General features: G+C 58.7%; 13 protein-coding genes. 7 read left to right on the top strand and 6 right to left on the bottom strand.

Going from position 1 to position 15,246, the window contains the following annotated elements; all coding sequences use genetic code 11:
- Nucleotides 1-186 precede the first annotated feature (186 nt).
- Nucleotides 187-828: a TetR family transcriptional regulator gene (locus C7S18_RS09660; RefSeq protein ID WP_106891368.1), complete on the top strand. Its 642-nt coding sequence runs from the start codon at nucleotides 187-189 to the stop codon at nucleotides 826-828.
- Nucleotides 829-1,054: 226 nt separating this feature from the next.
- Nucleotides 1,055-1,345, top strand: a complete 291-nt coding sequence (locus tag C7S18_RS09655; RefSeq protein ID WP_106891367.1) for a hypothetical protein — start codon at nucleotides 1,055-1,057, stop codon at nucleotides 1,343-1,345.
- Nucleotides 1,346-1,363: 18 nt separating this feature from the next.
- Here C7S18_RS09655 and C7S18_RS09650 read toward each other — a convergent pair whose 3' ends face one another.
- The 4 genes from C7S18_RS09650 to C7S18_RS09635 form a co-directional block, all read right to left on the bottom strand.
- On the bottom strand, nucleotides 1,364-3,526 hold the full coding sequence (locus tag C7S18_RS09650; protein ID WP_106891366.1) for a hypothetical protein: 2,163 nt from the start codon (nucleotides 3,524-3,526) through the stop codon (nucleotides 1,364-1,366).
- A gap of 129 nt (nucleotides 3,527-3,655) precedes the next feature.
- Nucleotides 3,656-3,976 (bottom strand): hypothetical protein, encoded by a 321-nt coding sequence (locus C7S18_RS09645; protein WP_106891365.1) that lies wholly within the window; start codon nucleotides 3,974-3,976, stop codon nucleotides 3,656-3,658.
- 441 nt (nucleotides 3,977-4,417) lie between these two features.
- On the bottom strand, nucleotides 4,418-5,338 hold the full coding sequence (locus C7S18_RS09640) for a hypothetical protein (RefSeq protein ID WP_106891364.1): 921 nt from the start codon (nucleotides 5,336-5,338) through the stop codon (nucleotides 4,418-4,420).
- Nucleotides 5,338-5,589 carry a hypothetical protein gene (locus C7S18_RS09635; RefSeq protein WP_146151849.1) on the bottom strand — a complete coding sequence of 84 codons (252 nt, stop codon included), beginning with the start codon at nucleotides 5,587-5,589 and terminating at the stop codon, nucleotides 5,338-5,340. The genes C7S18_RS09640 and C7S18_RS09635 overlap by 1 nt, the downstream gene beginning before the upstream one ends.
- 737 nt (nucleotides 5,590-6,326) lie before the next feature.
- Between C7S18_RS09635 and C7S18_RS09630 the strand changes: the two genes are divergently transcribed.
- The 3 genes from C7S18_RS09630 (at nucleotide 6,327) to C7S18_RS09620 (ending at nucleotide 9,382) form a co-directional block, all read left to right on the top strand.
- Nucleotides 6,327-6,692, top strand: coding sequence for a hypothetical protein (locus tag C7S18_RS09630; RefSeq protein WP_106891362.1), 366 nt, complete (start codon nucleotides 6,327-6,329; stop codon nucleotides 6,690-6,692).
- The gene (locus tag C7S18_RS09625; RefSeq protein ID WP_106891361.1) at nucleotides 6,685-8,766 is read left to right on the top strand and encodes an exo-alpha-sialidase; all 2,082 of its coding nucleotides are present in this window, start codon (nucleotides 6,685-6,687) and stop codon (nucleotides 8,764-8,766) included. The genes C7S18_RS09630 and C7S18_RS09625 overlap by 8 nt, the downstream gene beginning before the upstream one ends.
- A 322-nt stretch (nucleotides 8,767-9,088) precedes the next feature.
- Nucleotides 9,089-9,382: a hypothetical protein gene (locus tag C7S18_RS09620; protein ID WP_106891360.1), complete on the top strand. Its 294-nt coding sequence runs from the start codon at nucleotides 9,089-9,091 to the stop codon at nucleotides 9,380-9,382.
- A 421-nt stretch (nucleotides 9,383-9,803) separates the two neighbouring features.
- Here the strand turns inward: C7S18_RS09620 and C7S18_RS09610 are convergent, their stop codons facing one another.
- Together C7S18_RS09610 and C7S18_RS09605 are read right to left on the bottom strand one after the other, a co-directional pair.
- Nucleotides 9,804-9,992, bottom strand: a complete 189-nt coding sequence (locus C7S18_RS09610) for a hypothetical protein (RefSeq protein ID WP_106891358.1) — start codon at nucleotides 9,990-9,992, stop codon at nucleotides 9,804-9,806.
- 1 nt (nucleotide 9,993) lies between these two features.
- On the bottom strand, nucleotides 9,994-11,817 hold the full coding sequence (locus C7S18_RS09605; protein WP_106891357.1) for a tail fiber domain-containing protein: 1,824 nt from the start codon (nucleotides 11,815-11,817) through the stop codon (nucleotides 9,994-9,996).
- Between the two features lie 498 nt (nucleotides 11,818-12,315).
- Between C7S18_RS09605 and C7S18_RS09600 the strand changes: the two genes are divergently transcribed.
- Together C7S18_RS09600 and C7S18_RS09595 are read left to right on the top strand one after the other, a co-directional pair.
- Nucleotides 12,316-13,524 carry a toll/interleukin-1 receptor domain-containing protein gene (locus tag C7S18_RS09600; RefSeq protein ID WP_106891356.1) on the top strand — a complete coding sequence of 403 codons (1,209 nt, stop codon included), beginning with the start codon at nucleotides 12,316-12,318 and terminating at the stop codon, nucleotides 13,522-13,524.
- The gene (locus tag C7S18_RS09595) at nucleotides 13,525-14,895 is read left to right on the top strand and encodes a DUF1329 domain-containing protein (protein ID WP_106891355.1); all 1,371 of its coding nucleotides are present in this window, start codon (nucleotides 13,525-13,527) and stop codon (nucleotides 14,893-14,895) included.
- The last annotated feature ends 351 nt before the right edge of the window (nucleotides 14,896-15,246 follow it).

Here is a 15,246-nt window from a genome sequence, read left to right as displayed (position 1 = left end):
TCCAGGATTTCCCACCGGAAGTGCCTATCAGTGTTCAGTTTCGAACACGGTGCAGGTGGATCACATGTTTACGGATTGCTCTCTTCGTTGGCCTGGAAAGGATCGCTATACTGCCCGCATGGTCTCCGTGAACTCCCGTCCGACATTGCTGCCATTCGGCCACCGCTGCTGCGGCCAGGGACGCGTATGAGCCAGTTGCGCGCGCTGACCTCTGCCCGCGGCGAACAAAAGCAGCGCACCCGTCAACACCTGCTGGACGCAGCGTTGCGGTTGATGGATGAGCGCCGTGGCTTTGCCAGCCTGAGTCTGCGCGAAGTGGCGAAAGAGGCAGGTGTTGTTCCGGCTGCGTTCTATCGGCATTTCGAAAGCTTGGACCAACTCGGCCTCGCTCTGGTCGAAGAGTGCGGCGTCACCTTGCGCCGCTTGCTGCGCGAGGCGCGTCGCAAAGGCTTGCAGCCACGCCAGATCCTGCGCAGTTCGGTCGAGATCTATCACGCTCACGTCCTGCAACACCGACTGCATTTTCTGTTCGCAGCGAGCGCGCGGGGCGGCACGCCTGAGATTCGTAAAGCGCTACGGATCGAGGAATCGCACTTTGCCAATGAAATGGCCCAAGACATGCGTGACCTGGGCTTGCTGCCGTCGATGCCCAAAGACGACTTGCAAATGATCTGCCGACTTGTGGTGACCACCATGATGCACGCGGCGACCGAAATCCTTGACCTGCCGGCCAACGACCCCCGGCAAGAGCGCGAATTGATCGACAATTTCGTGCGGCAACTGCGCCTGATCTTTATTGGGGCGCGGAGTTGGCAGTCCAAGGATTGACACGGCCGATCGTGCCGTTCGCTGGGTGCCAGGGCTCGGGATCGCCGACTTGCATTGCACGAATGCCGTGGTGATTGCACTCGGCAGTCGTTTCGATAGGCCTCGCGGAACCAGCATTCGGATTCGGTGCCAAACGATGGGTCAGGGCGACATCCTCCGCTTATGTGATTCGCCGACGTCGGCGGCCTGCTCCACTTCGTGCTGGCCCAATTGCTGAGGAGGGTCTATGAACCAGAAGCTAAACGTCATCGCACTATTGTTCGTCATTGGATTTGCGTCCATGCCGAGTAACGCGGCGGTCAATGTTGACTACCGCAATTTTGATAGTGACGCGCACGAATTCACGGCGCTTTGCAGCGGCTCACGGGCCACCATCACGTTTGACCGGAACACGACTAGTTCAGCGACGCTTCAAGGGTCGGCACCGTGCGTGATCAAGCAGGCTGCCGATGAGATCATCCTGAAGGGCGGCGAGGAACTGGAGATCAAGAACGGCGTGATCAAGATCGTCGGTTAGCGAAAGGCCGAATCAGCTCTATCGTGCTCGTGACGAACCGCTGCAAAAGCGGTTGTCGCAGATTTGTATTGCCAGGCTGTCGGTCACACGGCTAAACAGGATCGGAAAGTCACGGCTGCTCCGAAGCATCGCTGGGCGGCCAGTGACAGGGTTGAAATAGTCCGCGCTGGAAAGCACTACAGAGGTACTGCAAAGGGCGCTGGTGCAGCGGATGGTTGTTGTGTAGTTGGCGCTGATGGTTCCGGTGAGATAAATCAGTGGCAGCCCATCAGCGCCCACCGACATGGCTCCGGCCGAACCGCCTGGTGCGGCAACCTGGACTGGGGCGGTAGCTGAACTGCAGGCCGTTGCAGTGCACGAGACCGTGAACTCGTTGCCACCCTTTTGATACAGCACAACGGGCAGCAGGGTCTCGGTGACCAGGATGTCATGAACGTCCTGGACCGCACCGCTTGCATCCAGGGTGCGGGTGACGCCGCAACTCCCAGAGCCAGTGGTGGGCGCGTTGCAGACTTTGAGCAGTAGATTGTTGGTGGTGGTGTCGCGGTATGCGATGTAACGCGTGAAGTTGGTCGCGATGACCACGCCTGATCCGACGTTGTTGGCGCTGTTGTCGATATCGAACGCCGCGCCGCAAGCGTTGTAATTGGTGCATGCCACGCCGCGGAGGTCGCCTGCGTTGGGGTCATGGAAGGTCACGACAAAGCCGCTGTTGGCATTGCGGGCGACGTCATGGTGGGTGCTGGCGCCAGCTGTTGCTGTCAGTGCCGCCGACACTGATGTGGTGCATGCAAGGTCTGAGCAGCGCAAGGCCTTCAGCACGGAATTTGTCTGGTCGTAGTAGGTAATCAGCGGGTAGGCAAAGTTGCCAGACCCAGCAATGATGACACGGGGCTTCAAGCCAACCACGCCGGCGCTATCCACCACTGTCTTGGTGCGCGTGACGCAGTCAATGGTGTCGCAATGGACCACCACGAGGTCGTTGTTGATCGAATCATGGAACGCGACGAGCGGTAATCCGTCGACACCCGTTGCCGCCGACAAGTCGCCAATGCCCGCACCAGGCGTGGTGTCAGATAAGGAGCTGGATGTGGGGAAGCCCGTCCCGACTTGCGACAGGCTCGTGATGCCATCGTCTGGTTCGCAGGTCACTGCGCCCGTTGCTGAGATTGAGCTGATGCTGGAGCCGCTGCCACACGTGCCGTTGACCCGCGCCTGGACCGAAGCGGTGTTGATGTCCGTTGACGTGATGGTCCCGTCGAAGATCTGTGCACTGGCTACGCCATTGTTGGCGATAGCGATGGTGCCGGAGCTCGTGATGGGTCCACCCGTCAGGCCCGTTCCGGTTGCGATCGAAGTGACGGTACCTGTGCCGGCGTCGTCGGCTTCGCAGGTCACGGACCCGTCATTGGCAATGGCGCGAATGCTGTTGCCGGGGATACAGAAGCCGTTGACTCGGACTTGAACTTGGTTGACGTTGGTCTGGGCGCTGCCGACGCCGCCGTTGGCAATCCCAAGCGTGATGGTGCCCGTCGTCCCGCCGCCGCTCAATCCCGTTCCAGCGGTGACTCCGGTAATGCTTGAGCCGGAATCATCGGTCTCGCACGTCACCGTGCCGCCCTGTTCGATGGCGTTGATGCTGGAGCCGCTCGGGCAGGTACCCGAGACACGCAACTGCACGGTGGACGGATCCACTTTGTCGGCGTTGACGGCTTGAAAGCCAATATCGGGCGTCTGGACATTGCCGTCGATAATTTGGGTAGAGCCAACGGTATTGGGCGCGATGGAGGCCGCAAAACCAGACGCTTCCGCGTATTGGGCCTGAGGGGTCGGTTTGATTTGCGTGTCGGGCGTCAAGACCGTATAGCTACCCGTAGAGGCGCCGGGTCGTACCTCGATCTTCAACAAGTACTCAAGGTTCGTAAGGGTCGCCCCAAAGTCCAACGGAACGCTGAACACGCCCTGCGTCACAGCGAGATCATCCTTGGTTTGCGGTGTGCCGATGATCTGCAAGCCCATCATCGGCGCGTCATATTGCAACGTGAACCGGAAGTCATAGGTGCCGGTCGCGGGATTGCCAGCGTCCTGAAGGTAGCCCTGGTAGGTGAAGTCCGGTGGCGTCGCAGAGGCGGTGCTGACGGCCAACACGGAAACGCATGCCAAGTACAGTGCACGTTTCATGAAATCACTCCTGCGATTGAATGGGCGGTTCTGATGTGTTTGCTGCCGCACGGCGGCGTGCGTCAACGTTGTATTGCTGGGGCTGCAAAAAATTACGGGCACCCTGCGTGCTCACGACGGCTGGCGGGATCATTCGAAGCCATCCCTGAAGACGGCATCCGGCAGCGGGACTGCCGGAACACGCGGCGTATGAAATCCGCTCGCCAGCTGAAAGGTCCCGCCAATCGAGGCGCTCTGGGCGGCCGACTGACCTACGGTGCCCACCAAGATATAGGTGCCGCCGCTCACCGACTGGCCGCCGCCTGCAATAACCTCGCGTTGCATCACATAGCTGCCACCGCTTGGTGGCACGGCATCTGCGGCGGTGATGGCTCCGACCAATACGATCAAGCCGGCTAGCGTTCCGTAGCGCCAATTCGGGAATGGGCCTGCATTGCGTGTCCTGCTCATGGCGGCAACTCGTCTCCTGCGTTCCCTGTGCATTACGACAAGGCAAACGCATTTGGGACATTTCCACCGTCGGGATGTCATTGCCGCGCTGTTTTTGGCGGCCGAACCATAGACTTCTGGTGCTTGATGGCAATGGCGGGCGACGCCGGCGCGATTGCCAAACGCGTTGCGCCCTCGGAATGGCGTCGATCACTGGGTATCCGGGTCGTACCCAGTGCCTGCAGGCCGATTAATGCCGACCCGGACGATGGCTGTCGCCAATTAGCGGGCGAGAACGCAGGGAGCCTCTGACCAAGTTTAGAGGCGATGCGGCTAATGGCGGGCCCGCCAAGGATGGACGGATTCAGACCCTCCTGGGTTGATCACGCGCAGTCAGGCGGACACTCTGTTGCGCAGCGTTTTCTCGCGCGATAGGTCCGATAGTTGGGGCACGATCGCGCGCTATCGAATCGTCAGCAGGTAGATTCCAATGTCGCCAGTGCTCTGCGTCGTGTTACCGACATTGCACACGCGCACCTGCACGGTATTGTCGCTGACCACGCGCAGCGGCTGGATCAGCATATTGGCCGGTAAGGTGACGCTGGACTGCAGACTGAAAAGCAACATGTCGTTGACTTCGGCACCTGGGATGCTCAGGTTGTAATCGTTGCAGTCGTTCGCGCCGACGGTCACCGCGATTGCGCCATTGCTGTATCCGCCAGCGACTTTGCTACGCGTGATGCTGTCACTGGCTATGGCGGCGGTGCCGACAGCGCCGTTGGCGATTTTGTCGGCAGTGACCGCATCGGTGGCAAGTTCGGTCGTACCGACCGCGCTCGCGGCGATTTTCGATGAGGTGACAGCGTCGGTCGCCAGCTTAGAGTTGCTAACTGCGCCTGAGACGATGTTGGCATTTCCGACGACACTATTGGCTAGCGCCGGATTCGGGTACGTACCAGTCAGCACGCCTCCGGCAGGCCCGCCGATGCTGCCGCTCAAGCTGAACTGCGCCACAGGCGTTGTCGAGACGGCTTGGCGCGGCAGCATGGGCGTGCCTTCCACGCTGACTTGCAGATAAAGCTGCGTCCCGGTGAATGCGTTGGGAAAGCTCAGTGACACGCTGAAGATGCCATCGACGACGGGAAAATCGGGCTCCAGGATGGTTGCGCCAATCTGGTTGCCGCCGGTTGCTTGATCAAACAGCGCAAACGCCAGATCAAAACTGCCGTTGGCCGCAGCGCCGCTTTGTTGGAGCCGGCCTTGGTAGGTGAAATCCGGAAGCTGGGGTGATGTTTGCGCGAGCGTGCCGCTTGCTCCGATCAGGCACAGGATGGCAAACAGGATCCGGCTAAGCGCGGCGTGGGGCAGGGCAAGCGTGTTCATTAGTTGCATTCCTCGAAGTTTCCGTTAAAGAGACTGTCGCGCCCCTTGCTGCCCGGCCCTGCCCAATAGCCGGCCTGAACGCGGAACTGACCGCCAGTGCTGGTGCCAATAACGGGCTGGCCGATGCTGCCGTCCAAAACGCGGCACCCGCCGGGTGAACGACTGGTGCCGCCACCTGACGCAATCAGGTAGCTGCTGATTTGCTGGGCCAGAACCGGAGCAGCGAGCAGGATGCCTGCAAGGGCGACCATGCAAGTTTTCCGAACGCAGCGCGTCAGTCCGTTCGACGGCGATAGACATGGCAACTTGGTTTGCTTCATAGGGCCTCTTCAATGCAGCAGGGGAAAGCGGTGCTGGGGACATCAAGGCCTCGATGCTGAGGCGGATATGACGATCCACTGAGCAATACTGTGAATTGCGCCGGTCCGATCCGGTCGGCAGCGTCGATACGGCCTCGAATGGCGCAGTCACAACCTCAAACACCGTCCCGCGCAAAAAGGGGACAAGTTCGGTGCCAGTCCCCAGGCAATGATTCTGGCTCGCTTATGCTTAGGTGTGCCAATTGGGCTTCGCATCGCTGGAAAATCTGGCACTTGGAGCGAGCAAGAACACCTGGTCGCTCGCATTCGGACTAGGGAGATTTTCTTTGGGCGGCGGCGGGATTTAGTTCGGGCGCTGCGTCCGTGCCGCAGGGCAGACGTCCGGTCAATCCTGGTGGTCGATACATCCTGGTACTTGCCAGGCGCTGATCTTGGCGACAGACTCGGCGCGTTGGGCACTTGAACGTTCTGTCTGCGGTTGCGTCACTGAAGATCATGCCAATTCGCCGCGCGGCTGTTTGCGTTGGCGCAGGCCTTCTGTGATTCATGTGATCTAGCGGGGTCAGTTTGAGCTTGGCCAAAGCCTAATACACGAGCGCGTGTTGGGGACGGATCCTGACGCCTATTCGCCATCTCAATCATCACGCCGCGTCAGGAGCGCACTCGTCATGCTGGTTTCGCTGACCCTTCATTCCATCACTTGCAACCAGACCTCGGGGCTGGGTGATCAATTGGACGATGAACTGATCGTCGTTGTACAGCCCGATGCCGCATTGCCGATCAGCTTGCCAGGCGGCTTGCGTAAGAGCTACTCGATCAATACATCGAGCGGGTCGTGGGTGATTGATCGGACGTTTTCGTTCTCGCGCGATTTGCTGATCACCTTGTATGACCACGACGAGTCAGTCACCAGGGCGCGTTCCGACTACTTGGTCAGCCAGGTTTACACGCCCGACAATCTGCCCACCAGCGTCCGGCTGCGGAACCCTGGCAACGGTGCCGAATACACAATCCAGGTGGTGGTCAATGGCTGAGAATCAGACGCTGGAATTGCCCTCGACCGAGGAGTTGATCGCAACCGCTGCGGCCCTGCGGGAGGAACTTGATCGCGAACGCCTCTCGACCTTGGCATCGGGTGTGCCAGTCAATGCACGCGTTGTGACGACCAACGATCTTCCGATTCCGGAAAGTACTTTGCGTGCGGCTGCTGATGCGGTTAGTCGGTTTACGGCAAGTCCCGCTGGACAAAAGATCCTCGCTCTGGCTCGAAGCGGGCAAGGGTTTGAACCCGATGCGTCGTTTAACGACAAGGTGGACGCGCTGAAGGCAGAAGTGGTTGCAGAGTTGCAGGATGCGCTGAGTGCGTCGGCGTTTTCGGCATTCTGGGAGGCACTCGCTGCGCACGAACCAAGGTCAGGATCCGAAGACGCAGTGGTGCAAAGCGTGTCAATCGGAGTTGGCCTGATCGTCGGCGTTGGCGTGGTGCTGCAGGGGACGATTGGCATCGCCGTCGATCCAAGACAGCTCGGCAATATCAAAGAGACCGTCGCTTTTTTCACTGGCGCGCTTGATGTCGGCGGAATCGTCGCCGAGATCGAGGGCATTGTGCTTGGTTTGTCGCGCTCACCGCCTTCAGAGATGTCCGGACCCTCGCTTAACGTTGCGGTGTCTGTTGACGTCGGCGTTGGGGTGACGGTGGAAGCATCATTTGTGCGCAGTACCGACCATGAGCGCTTGTCTGGCGTGAGTATCGGAGTGGGCGCGGGCGCGGGCGGCGAAATCGCCATTGGTTTTTCCAATACTTGGATCATTGCCTGGGACGGCAAGCCGCGGGTGTATCAGCCGCGAGCCGACAACTACATGATGATCCAGTCCATCCGTTGCAACAAAACGGGCGGACCACCGGGTGCCGACGACCTCTACTTCACGTTTACGGTTGACGACCAAGTCACCTATCGTTACCCATCGCACGGTCAGCTTGCGATGAATTCCGGTGACACCTGGAACGCTGGCCGGAGCATCTATTTCAACCAGAAGGTAGATGTCCGGCTTTTCGACCAAGACGACGGTGGCGGCGATGATCCGCGCGGCAGTCACACTTACACGACTTCGGGCTTTGACTACAGCAAGGATGTCGGCGACAACGGTGGCAGTTACACGATCAATGCCGTGCTCAATCCTCAGCCCCTAGTTTGGACTGACCGCCAACGGGTCAACACCGTTGACAGCTCGGTCGCGGCACCGGCCCTGGCTGTTTTTGGCGCCCGACTTTATTGCTTCTGGCGTGCGACCGATTCGTCGCAGAAGATCTATATGGGCTATTCGACCGATGGCAAAGTCTGGACGAACGGCAAGCGGATCAATGAAGTTGACTTCACACCCGATGGCCCCAGCGCGATTGCTTATGGCAACCAGCTGTTTGTGTTCTGGCGCGGCGGAAATGACGGTGCTTATTGGAGTACTTCGGACGACGGCGAAGGGGGTACCTGGGATTCTGGGCAGCGCATCGGCGGCGCAAGTTACGGGACGGCGAGTACACCCATGCCTTGCGTCTTCAAGGACACGCTGTATTTGTTCTGGAACAGCACCGCATCGAGCCCCAACGGCAACCGCATTGTCTTCAGTGCGTTCAATTCCAGCAACCGAACTTGGTCAACGCCTGCGATCATCAACGACCGCGATGGTTCCTCGAACCGCGTGGCACCCTGCGTGTTCAACAACGCGGTGCACTTGTTTTTCCGAAATAGCGGTTCCGGTAGCGATTCGGCGCAGATTTTTCACACCTATGCCAGTTCGGTTGCGAGCTATACATTCGGTTCGGCGAACACGATCAACAGCGGCGAGAAGACCCGATCCGGACCGGCAGTCAATGTCGCGGCTGGCGTGCACAATGGACCAGAACAACTGTTCGTGTACTTCAACAGCAACGATAACGCCGGAAACGTGATTTGGACAGCCTCGGCCAGCGGCTCGACGTGGCCTCAGAATACGCCGATATCGCCCTATGTCGCGACCGCAATTGAGTTTGGAGCGGCGAACTTCCTGCATAGCCAATATCTGGTTTGGCGGGGCAGTGACAATGTCATCTACTTCTGTCGGTCGCGATGACGGGGAGGCTAAGGAGCCTCTGAACAAGTTCAGAGGCGATGCGGGCCATGGATGGCCCGCCCAGAATCAAACGCGCAAGTGGTTGATTCTGGAGCACTGAGTCCGGACATGTGCCGGACTCAGTGCGGGTCTGAAAGTCCAGGATGGACTTATTCAGACCCTCCCTAATCAGATTACCCGCGGCGCGGAGGCGGCCAGCGCGGCCGCCTCGTGGCCCGCAGCTGATCTGATAAACGAGTAGGGGAAGTGCTTCGCCTACTCGTTGCCCCGAAATCGTCTGCGAAAGCCGAACCCATCGTCCTCATGGGGGATTGATCGACTCATGCGCCCCGAATTACCCCGTACAAAACTCGAATGCGCCGCTGTCCTGGTCTACGCTGCCTTGGGCGCCGTGGCCGGTTGGCAAGTCGGTTCGGCGATTACCTTGCAAAGTAACGTGGAGCTGATTCAGGCTGGGCATCATATTTGCGGCAAGGGACAAGAGTCTCTCAGCTGCATGCTGGCCGTTCTCGGTGCTGCCGCCGGCTATGATCTTGGTATCCAGCTCTATCGCGGTGTCTGTTCGCTAGTGCACTTGGCCAGGCAGCATGCGGCACAGAACGATCAATCATGGTAACGGTCGCGGGTGAGATTCGATGTCAATTCGGCGCTGCTGCGAAAGCCCGAAGGCGCGAATCGAGGCAATAGCCTGCCCGGCAATCTCTGAATCAGCCGGAACATGCCGACGGCATGACGGGAATCTGTCGATTGTTGGATGCCGCGCATCCCGTGCAGCCCGCCGGCTTTAGTCCGGTTCCGAAATCGCTGAATTGCTTGGGGTCCTATGCGGAAGGCTGGCAATCGAGATTGAAAAGTCGTCATTCGCGCAGTCCGGATAAGCGCGGGCAGCTCATGATCGCCTCTTGGCTATAGTTGGCAGGAACGAGCGGATGGTCGCGCGACGTCTCTTCACTCGAAGCCATTGCCAAAGATATTGCTCGTAACAGTGCACGCAGCCGTGGTTGATTTCGCGAGATCACTGACCGCCAGCCGAGCATCTAGGCTGAACCTTCCGCCATGCTGTGTATCGTCCCGCGTTGTAGCTCCGCCTTTAGCGCGAAGCGGCGGTCACTGCTTTCGACCGCACCTTCGACCATCGTGCCGCCGCCGGCAAAGCGCGGCGAATCCTTTGCACTGGCAAGCAAGGGTGCCAGCAGCAAGGCTGTGACCAGAATCAGTCCGCGCATGTCACTGTCCCTTCGCTGCTTCGAGCGCCGCCAATCGCGTTGCCAGCTGTTCGAGCTGGATCTGAAGTTGCGCGTTCCGATCACCGGCCTGCCGCAATTCGGCTTCGAGCTTGGCGTTCAGGCCCTGGATCGCGGCAAGCGCCACGCCGTCGGCGTCGATCGTGCTGATCGTTGTGTCGTTCTCACCCAGGCCAAATGCCGCTGCGAAGTCTTGGGCCATTGGGCCGAGATGGCGCACGCCTTCGCCTTGCGCGATATAGCTCCACTCGCTGACCGGCATGGCTACCAGGCGGTCGAGTACCGAAGCCGGATCAATGGCTGTAATCGCCATCTTGACACTACGATCCGAAAGCGCGCTCCATGCACCACTTCCTGCGGCCATGCTGACGCCAGTGTTGCCCGCAGTCACGTTGGAACGAATCAACACGCTGCCGTCTGAGTTCAGGGCCAACCTGCGGGCCTGTCCACCAGCGCCATTGAAGTGATCGAGGAAAAAGCCAGCGTTGTTGTCGTTGGTCGCGGTGGCGCCACCGGCTGAGACCAGGATGCCCGCGTTGTTGGTCCGCTGGCGCAGGAACATATTGGCGAAGTCGGAGTCGTCGCTGTCTGCGGTGACCGACAACTCTACCGAGCCGCTAATGGGCGTGGCGTTGATCGCAACACCACCTCTCGAGCGAATCAAAAACTGGTCCGGGCCCGACGAGACAAAGCTTGCATCCACACTGTCGGCCCACATGAACGTGCCATGGTGTGCTGTGCCGGTATACCCGGTCTGATTTGCGCAAGGGTTGTTACCACCGGGATCCGTCGCCGGAAGCACCCTGGCACGCGTACCGGCCGCAAAGCTTCGATCACCGCCAGCACAGTTGCTGAAGCCACCCAGCACGATGCTATCTGCGCCCGCGGCGCGATTGTTGTTGCCGCCGACAACTGACGACGATTGGCCGCTCGCATGGTTGAGAATGCCCGCCACAGCGCCGGCGTATGAACCGGAAACTGTGTTGCCCTCACCGCCAGCGGCCAGTGAGTGACTGCCCGATACAAGATTGCTGCTGCCCCCCAGCGCGGCGCTGTCCGATCCGGCGGCATCGTTGAAGCGTCCTCCGACAACGCTCGCAAAGGCAGCGTCGGCAGTAGAGCCAGCGTCGTTGCCTGCGACGTTGCCGATGCCGCCACCGACGAATCCGTAGTGATCGGTGATGCGATTTGGCGCTTCGCCATTGAAAGTCGGGTCGCTGTCACCGCTTGGTACACCACCGCCAGCAATCGTGGCGCCGCGTACGCCTGCAGTGACGATATTGGCGTTGCTACCAGCAATCAAATTGGCGGTGATGGGCATGTTGCTGAACTGCTCGGTACTTGACTCAGCCCGCAAGACCCGGGCATTGGCGGCGCGTAACTCAATTGGCTGGTTATCGGTCGTGCCCAGAAAGTCCGTTGCTGGGTTGGTACCGGCATTGCCTTGCGTATCCCAGCATACACCGCCCAACGCCGCCTTCGCGTCAAAGGACTTGGGTTCGCCGAGTGCGACAAAGCCGCTACCGCCCTGAGCGACTTCGGTCTTGATTTTGAGCGTGCCGAATTGGCCTAGGTCCGTGCCGAAGTCAACATCGATGGCGAATGCCCCGTTTTTGACTTCGACTGCGTTGAAGGTCAACGGAAAAACAAGCGACTTTGCGCCCGCAGAATCAAGCAGACTCAAACGAATATCGTAGCGGCCGTTCGCCGGCAAACCGCCATCATTGAGTGTCCCGCGATAGGTCCATGGTGCTGCCTGGACCGATGCAGAAAGTGCCAGGGCAATACAAAGTGCGATGCGTTTCATGGGGTGATCCTGGTTGGTCAAAATGGCGGCTTCAGTCCTCGCCCAATGCAAGCGAGGGTCGGGTGTTGCATTGGATACGGATTGCCCGAGCGAAACCCGCCAAATGATAGGCAGGAAACCCGACCATTACCGGCGGACGGGAGTGAGACGGTCAAGGCTTCGCCGCGCGCTACAGCGCTCGTTGCTTGCCCCTGGGCTGAGTTGCGGTCGCACTGGCTTCGTCGCAACCTTTTCGCTGCTTACCCCTGTCACATCTGCCTGCAATGATGATTCCTTGAATCGAATGTCCGGGCATGGGGCGGGATCATGAGGCAATCATCACGTATGCCATCGACTTGCGAGGCTTCTCTGGTGAGGTCTCTTGGGCAGTCATGGGTCTCCTCGAAGCGTTCCGAGGTGTCCCAGGGGTCCCATGCTGCTTGCATTCTACGATCCGGAAGCTAATCTCTGTTGACCTCAAAACGACTTGGAGCAAGCGTGGCGCGACCGGACAGGCCGATGGAAATTTCGGTTGCGTTCTCGTTCGCTGGCGAGCAGCGCGAGCTGGTCGAAGCTATTGCGACCGCCGTTGAAAATGATCTCGGGGAGGGGGCCGTTTTCTACGATGAATGGTATTCGGCGTATCTCAACAATGCCGAGAGCTACGAGCGCCTGATGAGCATCTATACCTCCGAGTCGGAGCTGGTGGTGACTTGCATTTCTGAGGACCATCGACGGAAGCCGTGGACAACAGAAGAGCGGAGAGCGATCAACGGCCGTCGGATGCGATTCCGCGAAGTGCATGGCGAACTCGAATACCATGAGGAGTTCGTACTCCGAGTTGGCAAGGGGACCATCAAAGAGATGCCGTACACCACGATTTCGTATGACGCGCGGAATAGGATTCCTGAGGAAGTTGCCGCAACGATTTGCGCCAAACTTCGTCTCGCCCGTGAGGTCAAATCACTCGACACAGCAACTTCGACTGCCCCGAAGCCGGTCGTGGTGCCACCGGAGCGATTCCGTGTTCGGTCGCCCAAACGTCTCGTCTGGCCTGTTCTCGCCTTGCTGACGGCAGCTTTGATGGCCTGGATTGTCTTTCAACCCAGTCCTGAGGTGAGGTTCGACGACGTAATCGAATTTTATAGTGAATGGCCGGCCTACGATTCGGCGACAAGTGAAGTCACCAACGCTCATTTGGGCGGGAATGCGCTAGTCATTGCGCCGCTGGACTATTCGAGTTCGTTCCTCGCTGCACCTGCACGAATCGGCGATGCTACGGTCACTTTGACTTTTGGTGCGAACGCGCAGATGGATAGTTCCCAGAAGAGCACCGCCGAATACTTCGTCAATCAAGTGCCAAATGGCGACTGGATCGGCCGGCAGAGCAGTTACAAATCGTGGGTGCTCGCCTCGGCCGGCGTCGATCGAAAGGAAGTGCTGTTCGAGGCGCTACCCATGCTTTGGCCAGACATGATCGAAAGAATGATGGGCGCTCGATATCTTCGCGTGGAAGTGGTCACTCAAGTCACAACGGGCGGGCTCTGGCGGAGACAGCGCACGGTCACCTCGACCTGCGATGTCGACCTCGAGTTCTTGCGCGGACTAGTTAGCGGGTTCGAGAAGACCTGTGACGATATTGCGTCGCCACCGGCCTGGGTTAGTCTGCCATGCCTAGTCAATGGCAAGAGTGAGCATCGGGTAGATGCCAAATCCTTGGAGTGCTGAATGTTTCAAACGCATCGATTGATACTGGGATTAGGTCTCACCGCTGGTGTATTTGGCGCCACCGCCCAGGAGACCAATTTGACGCCCATTGGCGCCGAAAAGCGCGGCAATGCAGATGGCACGATCCCGCCTTGGACTGGTGGAATCCAGTCTTTCCCAGCTGGCTACAGAGTGGGTGACCGCCACTTGGACCCGTTTGCGTCTGATTCGGTTCAGTATGAAATTACTCCGGCGAACTATGGTGATTACGCTAAGTTTCTGTCGGCTGGTCAGAAAGCAATGTTCGAGAAGTACAAGACTTTCAAGATGCAGGTGTATCCGACGCGTCGTAGTGCTTCATTTCCGCCAGCCGTGTATGAATGGGCGCAACAGAACACTAGGTGTCCGCCGAAGTCGAGCCAGCTGGTCGCCGGCTTCCCCTATCCAAAGCCAGGGAATGGCAAACAGGCGCTCTTGAACCATTTGATGAAATATGAAGGTGTCGCAGTCACGCGCCGCAATGACCAAGCTGCGCCTACTGTAACTGGAAGCTTCACGTTGATCGGATTGGCCGATAGGCAGTTTGCACCGAGGTGGGTTGCCGAAGACAGCTCGCAAGTTTCTGAGTACCGGGCAGAAGTAGCGGTTTCACCAGCCCGATTGGCGGGCAATGTTCTACTTGTTCATGAGGCTTTCGCAGACGTCGCGTCATCTGCGGGACAAGCCTGGGTCTATAACCCAGGCCAACGGCGAGTCAGAAAGGCCCCGAATGTGGCTTACGACAATCCAGGCACCGCGTCAGACGGTCTTCGAACGAACGACATGGATAACATGCTGACAGGCGCGCTGGACCGGTTCGATTACCAACTGGTTGGTAAGCAGGAATTGTTTGTGAACTACAACGCCTATAAGGCCCATTCCGCAGGCGTGCGTGTTAGCGACCTTGTCAAAGCGGGGCATTTGAACCCCGATCTCATGCGCTACGAACTTCACCGGGTATGGGTTGTGGAAGCGAAACTGAAGAGCGGGATGAGGCATATCAATTCACGCCGAACTTACTATCTTGATGAGGACAGTTGGCAGATCCTGGCAATCGATCACTACGACGCACAGGGCATTATCTGGCGCTACTCGGAAGCTGCGGCTCTGAACTACTACGACCAGCCGCTGTTGTGGACCACACTCGAGACTCACCATGATCTGAAATCGAGTAGATACGTTGTTTCTGGTCTGGACAATCAAGAGAAAGTGAACGCCTACTACAACGTTGAAAGCGCCGACAACTTTAGCCCGGAGGGACTGCGGAACAATTTGGATTGGTTTACCAGCCGTTCTCCAGGTGGCGGTGGCGGATCGAGCCCACGCCGGCCGAAAGGTTGCAGAGCGAACTAGCATCGTGTTTCGAAAATGACTCGGACAGATTTCTCGCCGGCCAATCCAGTTCAGCAGTGCTTGTCTTCGCCTGAGTTGCCACGACGTTTCCGCCTCGCGCTGCGCCTTGACTCGAGATACTTCCAGATGTTTCTCATATGGGCTGAACGAGACGCTAGCGCGCCTCGGAACATGTTCATAGCCGGTGCTGGCCATCGAAGGCCCGTCAGTGTCGTAAGTGGATTTCCAAAAGTTCTGCGAATGTCTGAAACAGGAACGACGTCGGCACGAAATGTGATTGCTCGGCGCGGTCCATTTTTGGCACTTGTCGAAGCATATGAGTAGCTTGCAACACGCTTAGCGTGTTGTACC

The organism is Ahniella affigens, from assembly GCF_003015185.1.
In the GTDB taxonomy this organism is placed as follows: domain Bacteria; phylum Pseudomonadota; class Gammaproteobacteria; order Xanthomonadales; family Ahniellaceae; genus Ahniella; species Ahniella affigens.
Note: the sequence above shows the minus strand (reverse complement) of the source record. Positions and strands in the feature narration are given on the sequence as shown.

What these genes read in the sequence shown, in the direction of transcription:
- C7S18_RS09645 (WP_106891365.1), bottom strand. Translation starts at nt 3,976, where the DNA reads ATGAGCAGGACACGCAATGCAGGCCCATTCCCGAATTGGCGCTACGGA.
- C7S18_RS09605 (WP_106891357.1), bottom strand. Translation starts at nt 11,817, where the DNA reads ATGAAACGCATCGCACTTTGTATTGCCCTGGCACTTTCTGCATCGGTC.
- C7S18_RS09635 (WP_146151849.1), bottom strand. Translation starts at nt 5,589, where the DNA reads ATGGTCGCCCTTGCAGGCATCCTGCTCGCTGCTCCGGTTCTGGCCCAG.
- C7S18_RS09640 (WP_106891364.1), bottom strand. Translation starts at nt 5,338, where the DNA reads ATGAACACGCTTGCCCTGCCCCACGCCGCGCTTAGCCGGATCCTGTTT.
- C7S18_RS09630 (WP_106891362.1), top strand. Translation starts at nt 6,327, where the DNA reads ATGCTGGTTTCGCTGACCCTTCATTCCATCACTTGCAACCAGACCTCG.
- C7S18_RS09655 (WP_106891367.1), top strand. Translation starts at nt 1,055, where the DNA reads ATGAACCAGAAGCTAAACGTCATCGCACTATTGTTCGTCATTGGATTT.
- C7S18_RS09650 (WP_106891366.1), bottom strand. Translation starts at nt 3,526, where the DNA reads ATGAAACGTGCACTGTACTTGGCATGCGTTTCCGTGTTGGCCGTCAGC.
- C7S18_RS09595 (WP_106891355.1), top strand. Translation starts at nt 13,525, where the DNA reads ATGTTTCAAACGCATCGATTGATACTGGGATTAGGTCTCACCGCTGGT.
- C7S18_RS09600 (WP_106891356.1), top strand. Translation starts at nt 12,316, where the DNA reads ATGGAAATTTCGGTTGCGTTCTCGTTCGCTGGCGAGCAGCGCGAGCTG.
- C7S18_RS09620 (WP_106891360.1), top strand. Translation starts at nt 9,089, where the DNA reads ATGCGCCCCGAATTACCCCGTACAAAACTCGAATGCGCCGCTGTCCTG.
- C7S18_RS09660 (WP_106891368.1), top strand. Translation starts at nt 187, where the DNA reads ATGAGCCAGTTGCGCGCGCTGACCTCTGCCCGCGGCGAACAAAAGCAG.
- C7S18_RS09610 (WP_106891358.1), bottom strand. Translation starts at nt 9,992, where the DNA reads ATGCGCGGACTGATTCTGGTCACAGCCTTGCTGCTGGCACCCTTGCTT.
- C7S18_RS09625 (WP_106891361.1), top strand. Translation starts at nt 6,685, where the DNA reads ATGGCTGAGAATCAGACGCTGGAATTGCCCTCGACCGAGGAGTTGATC.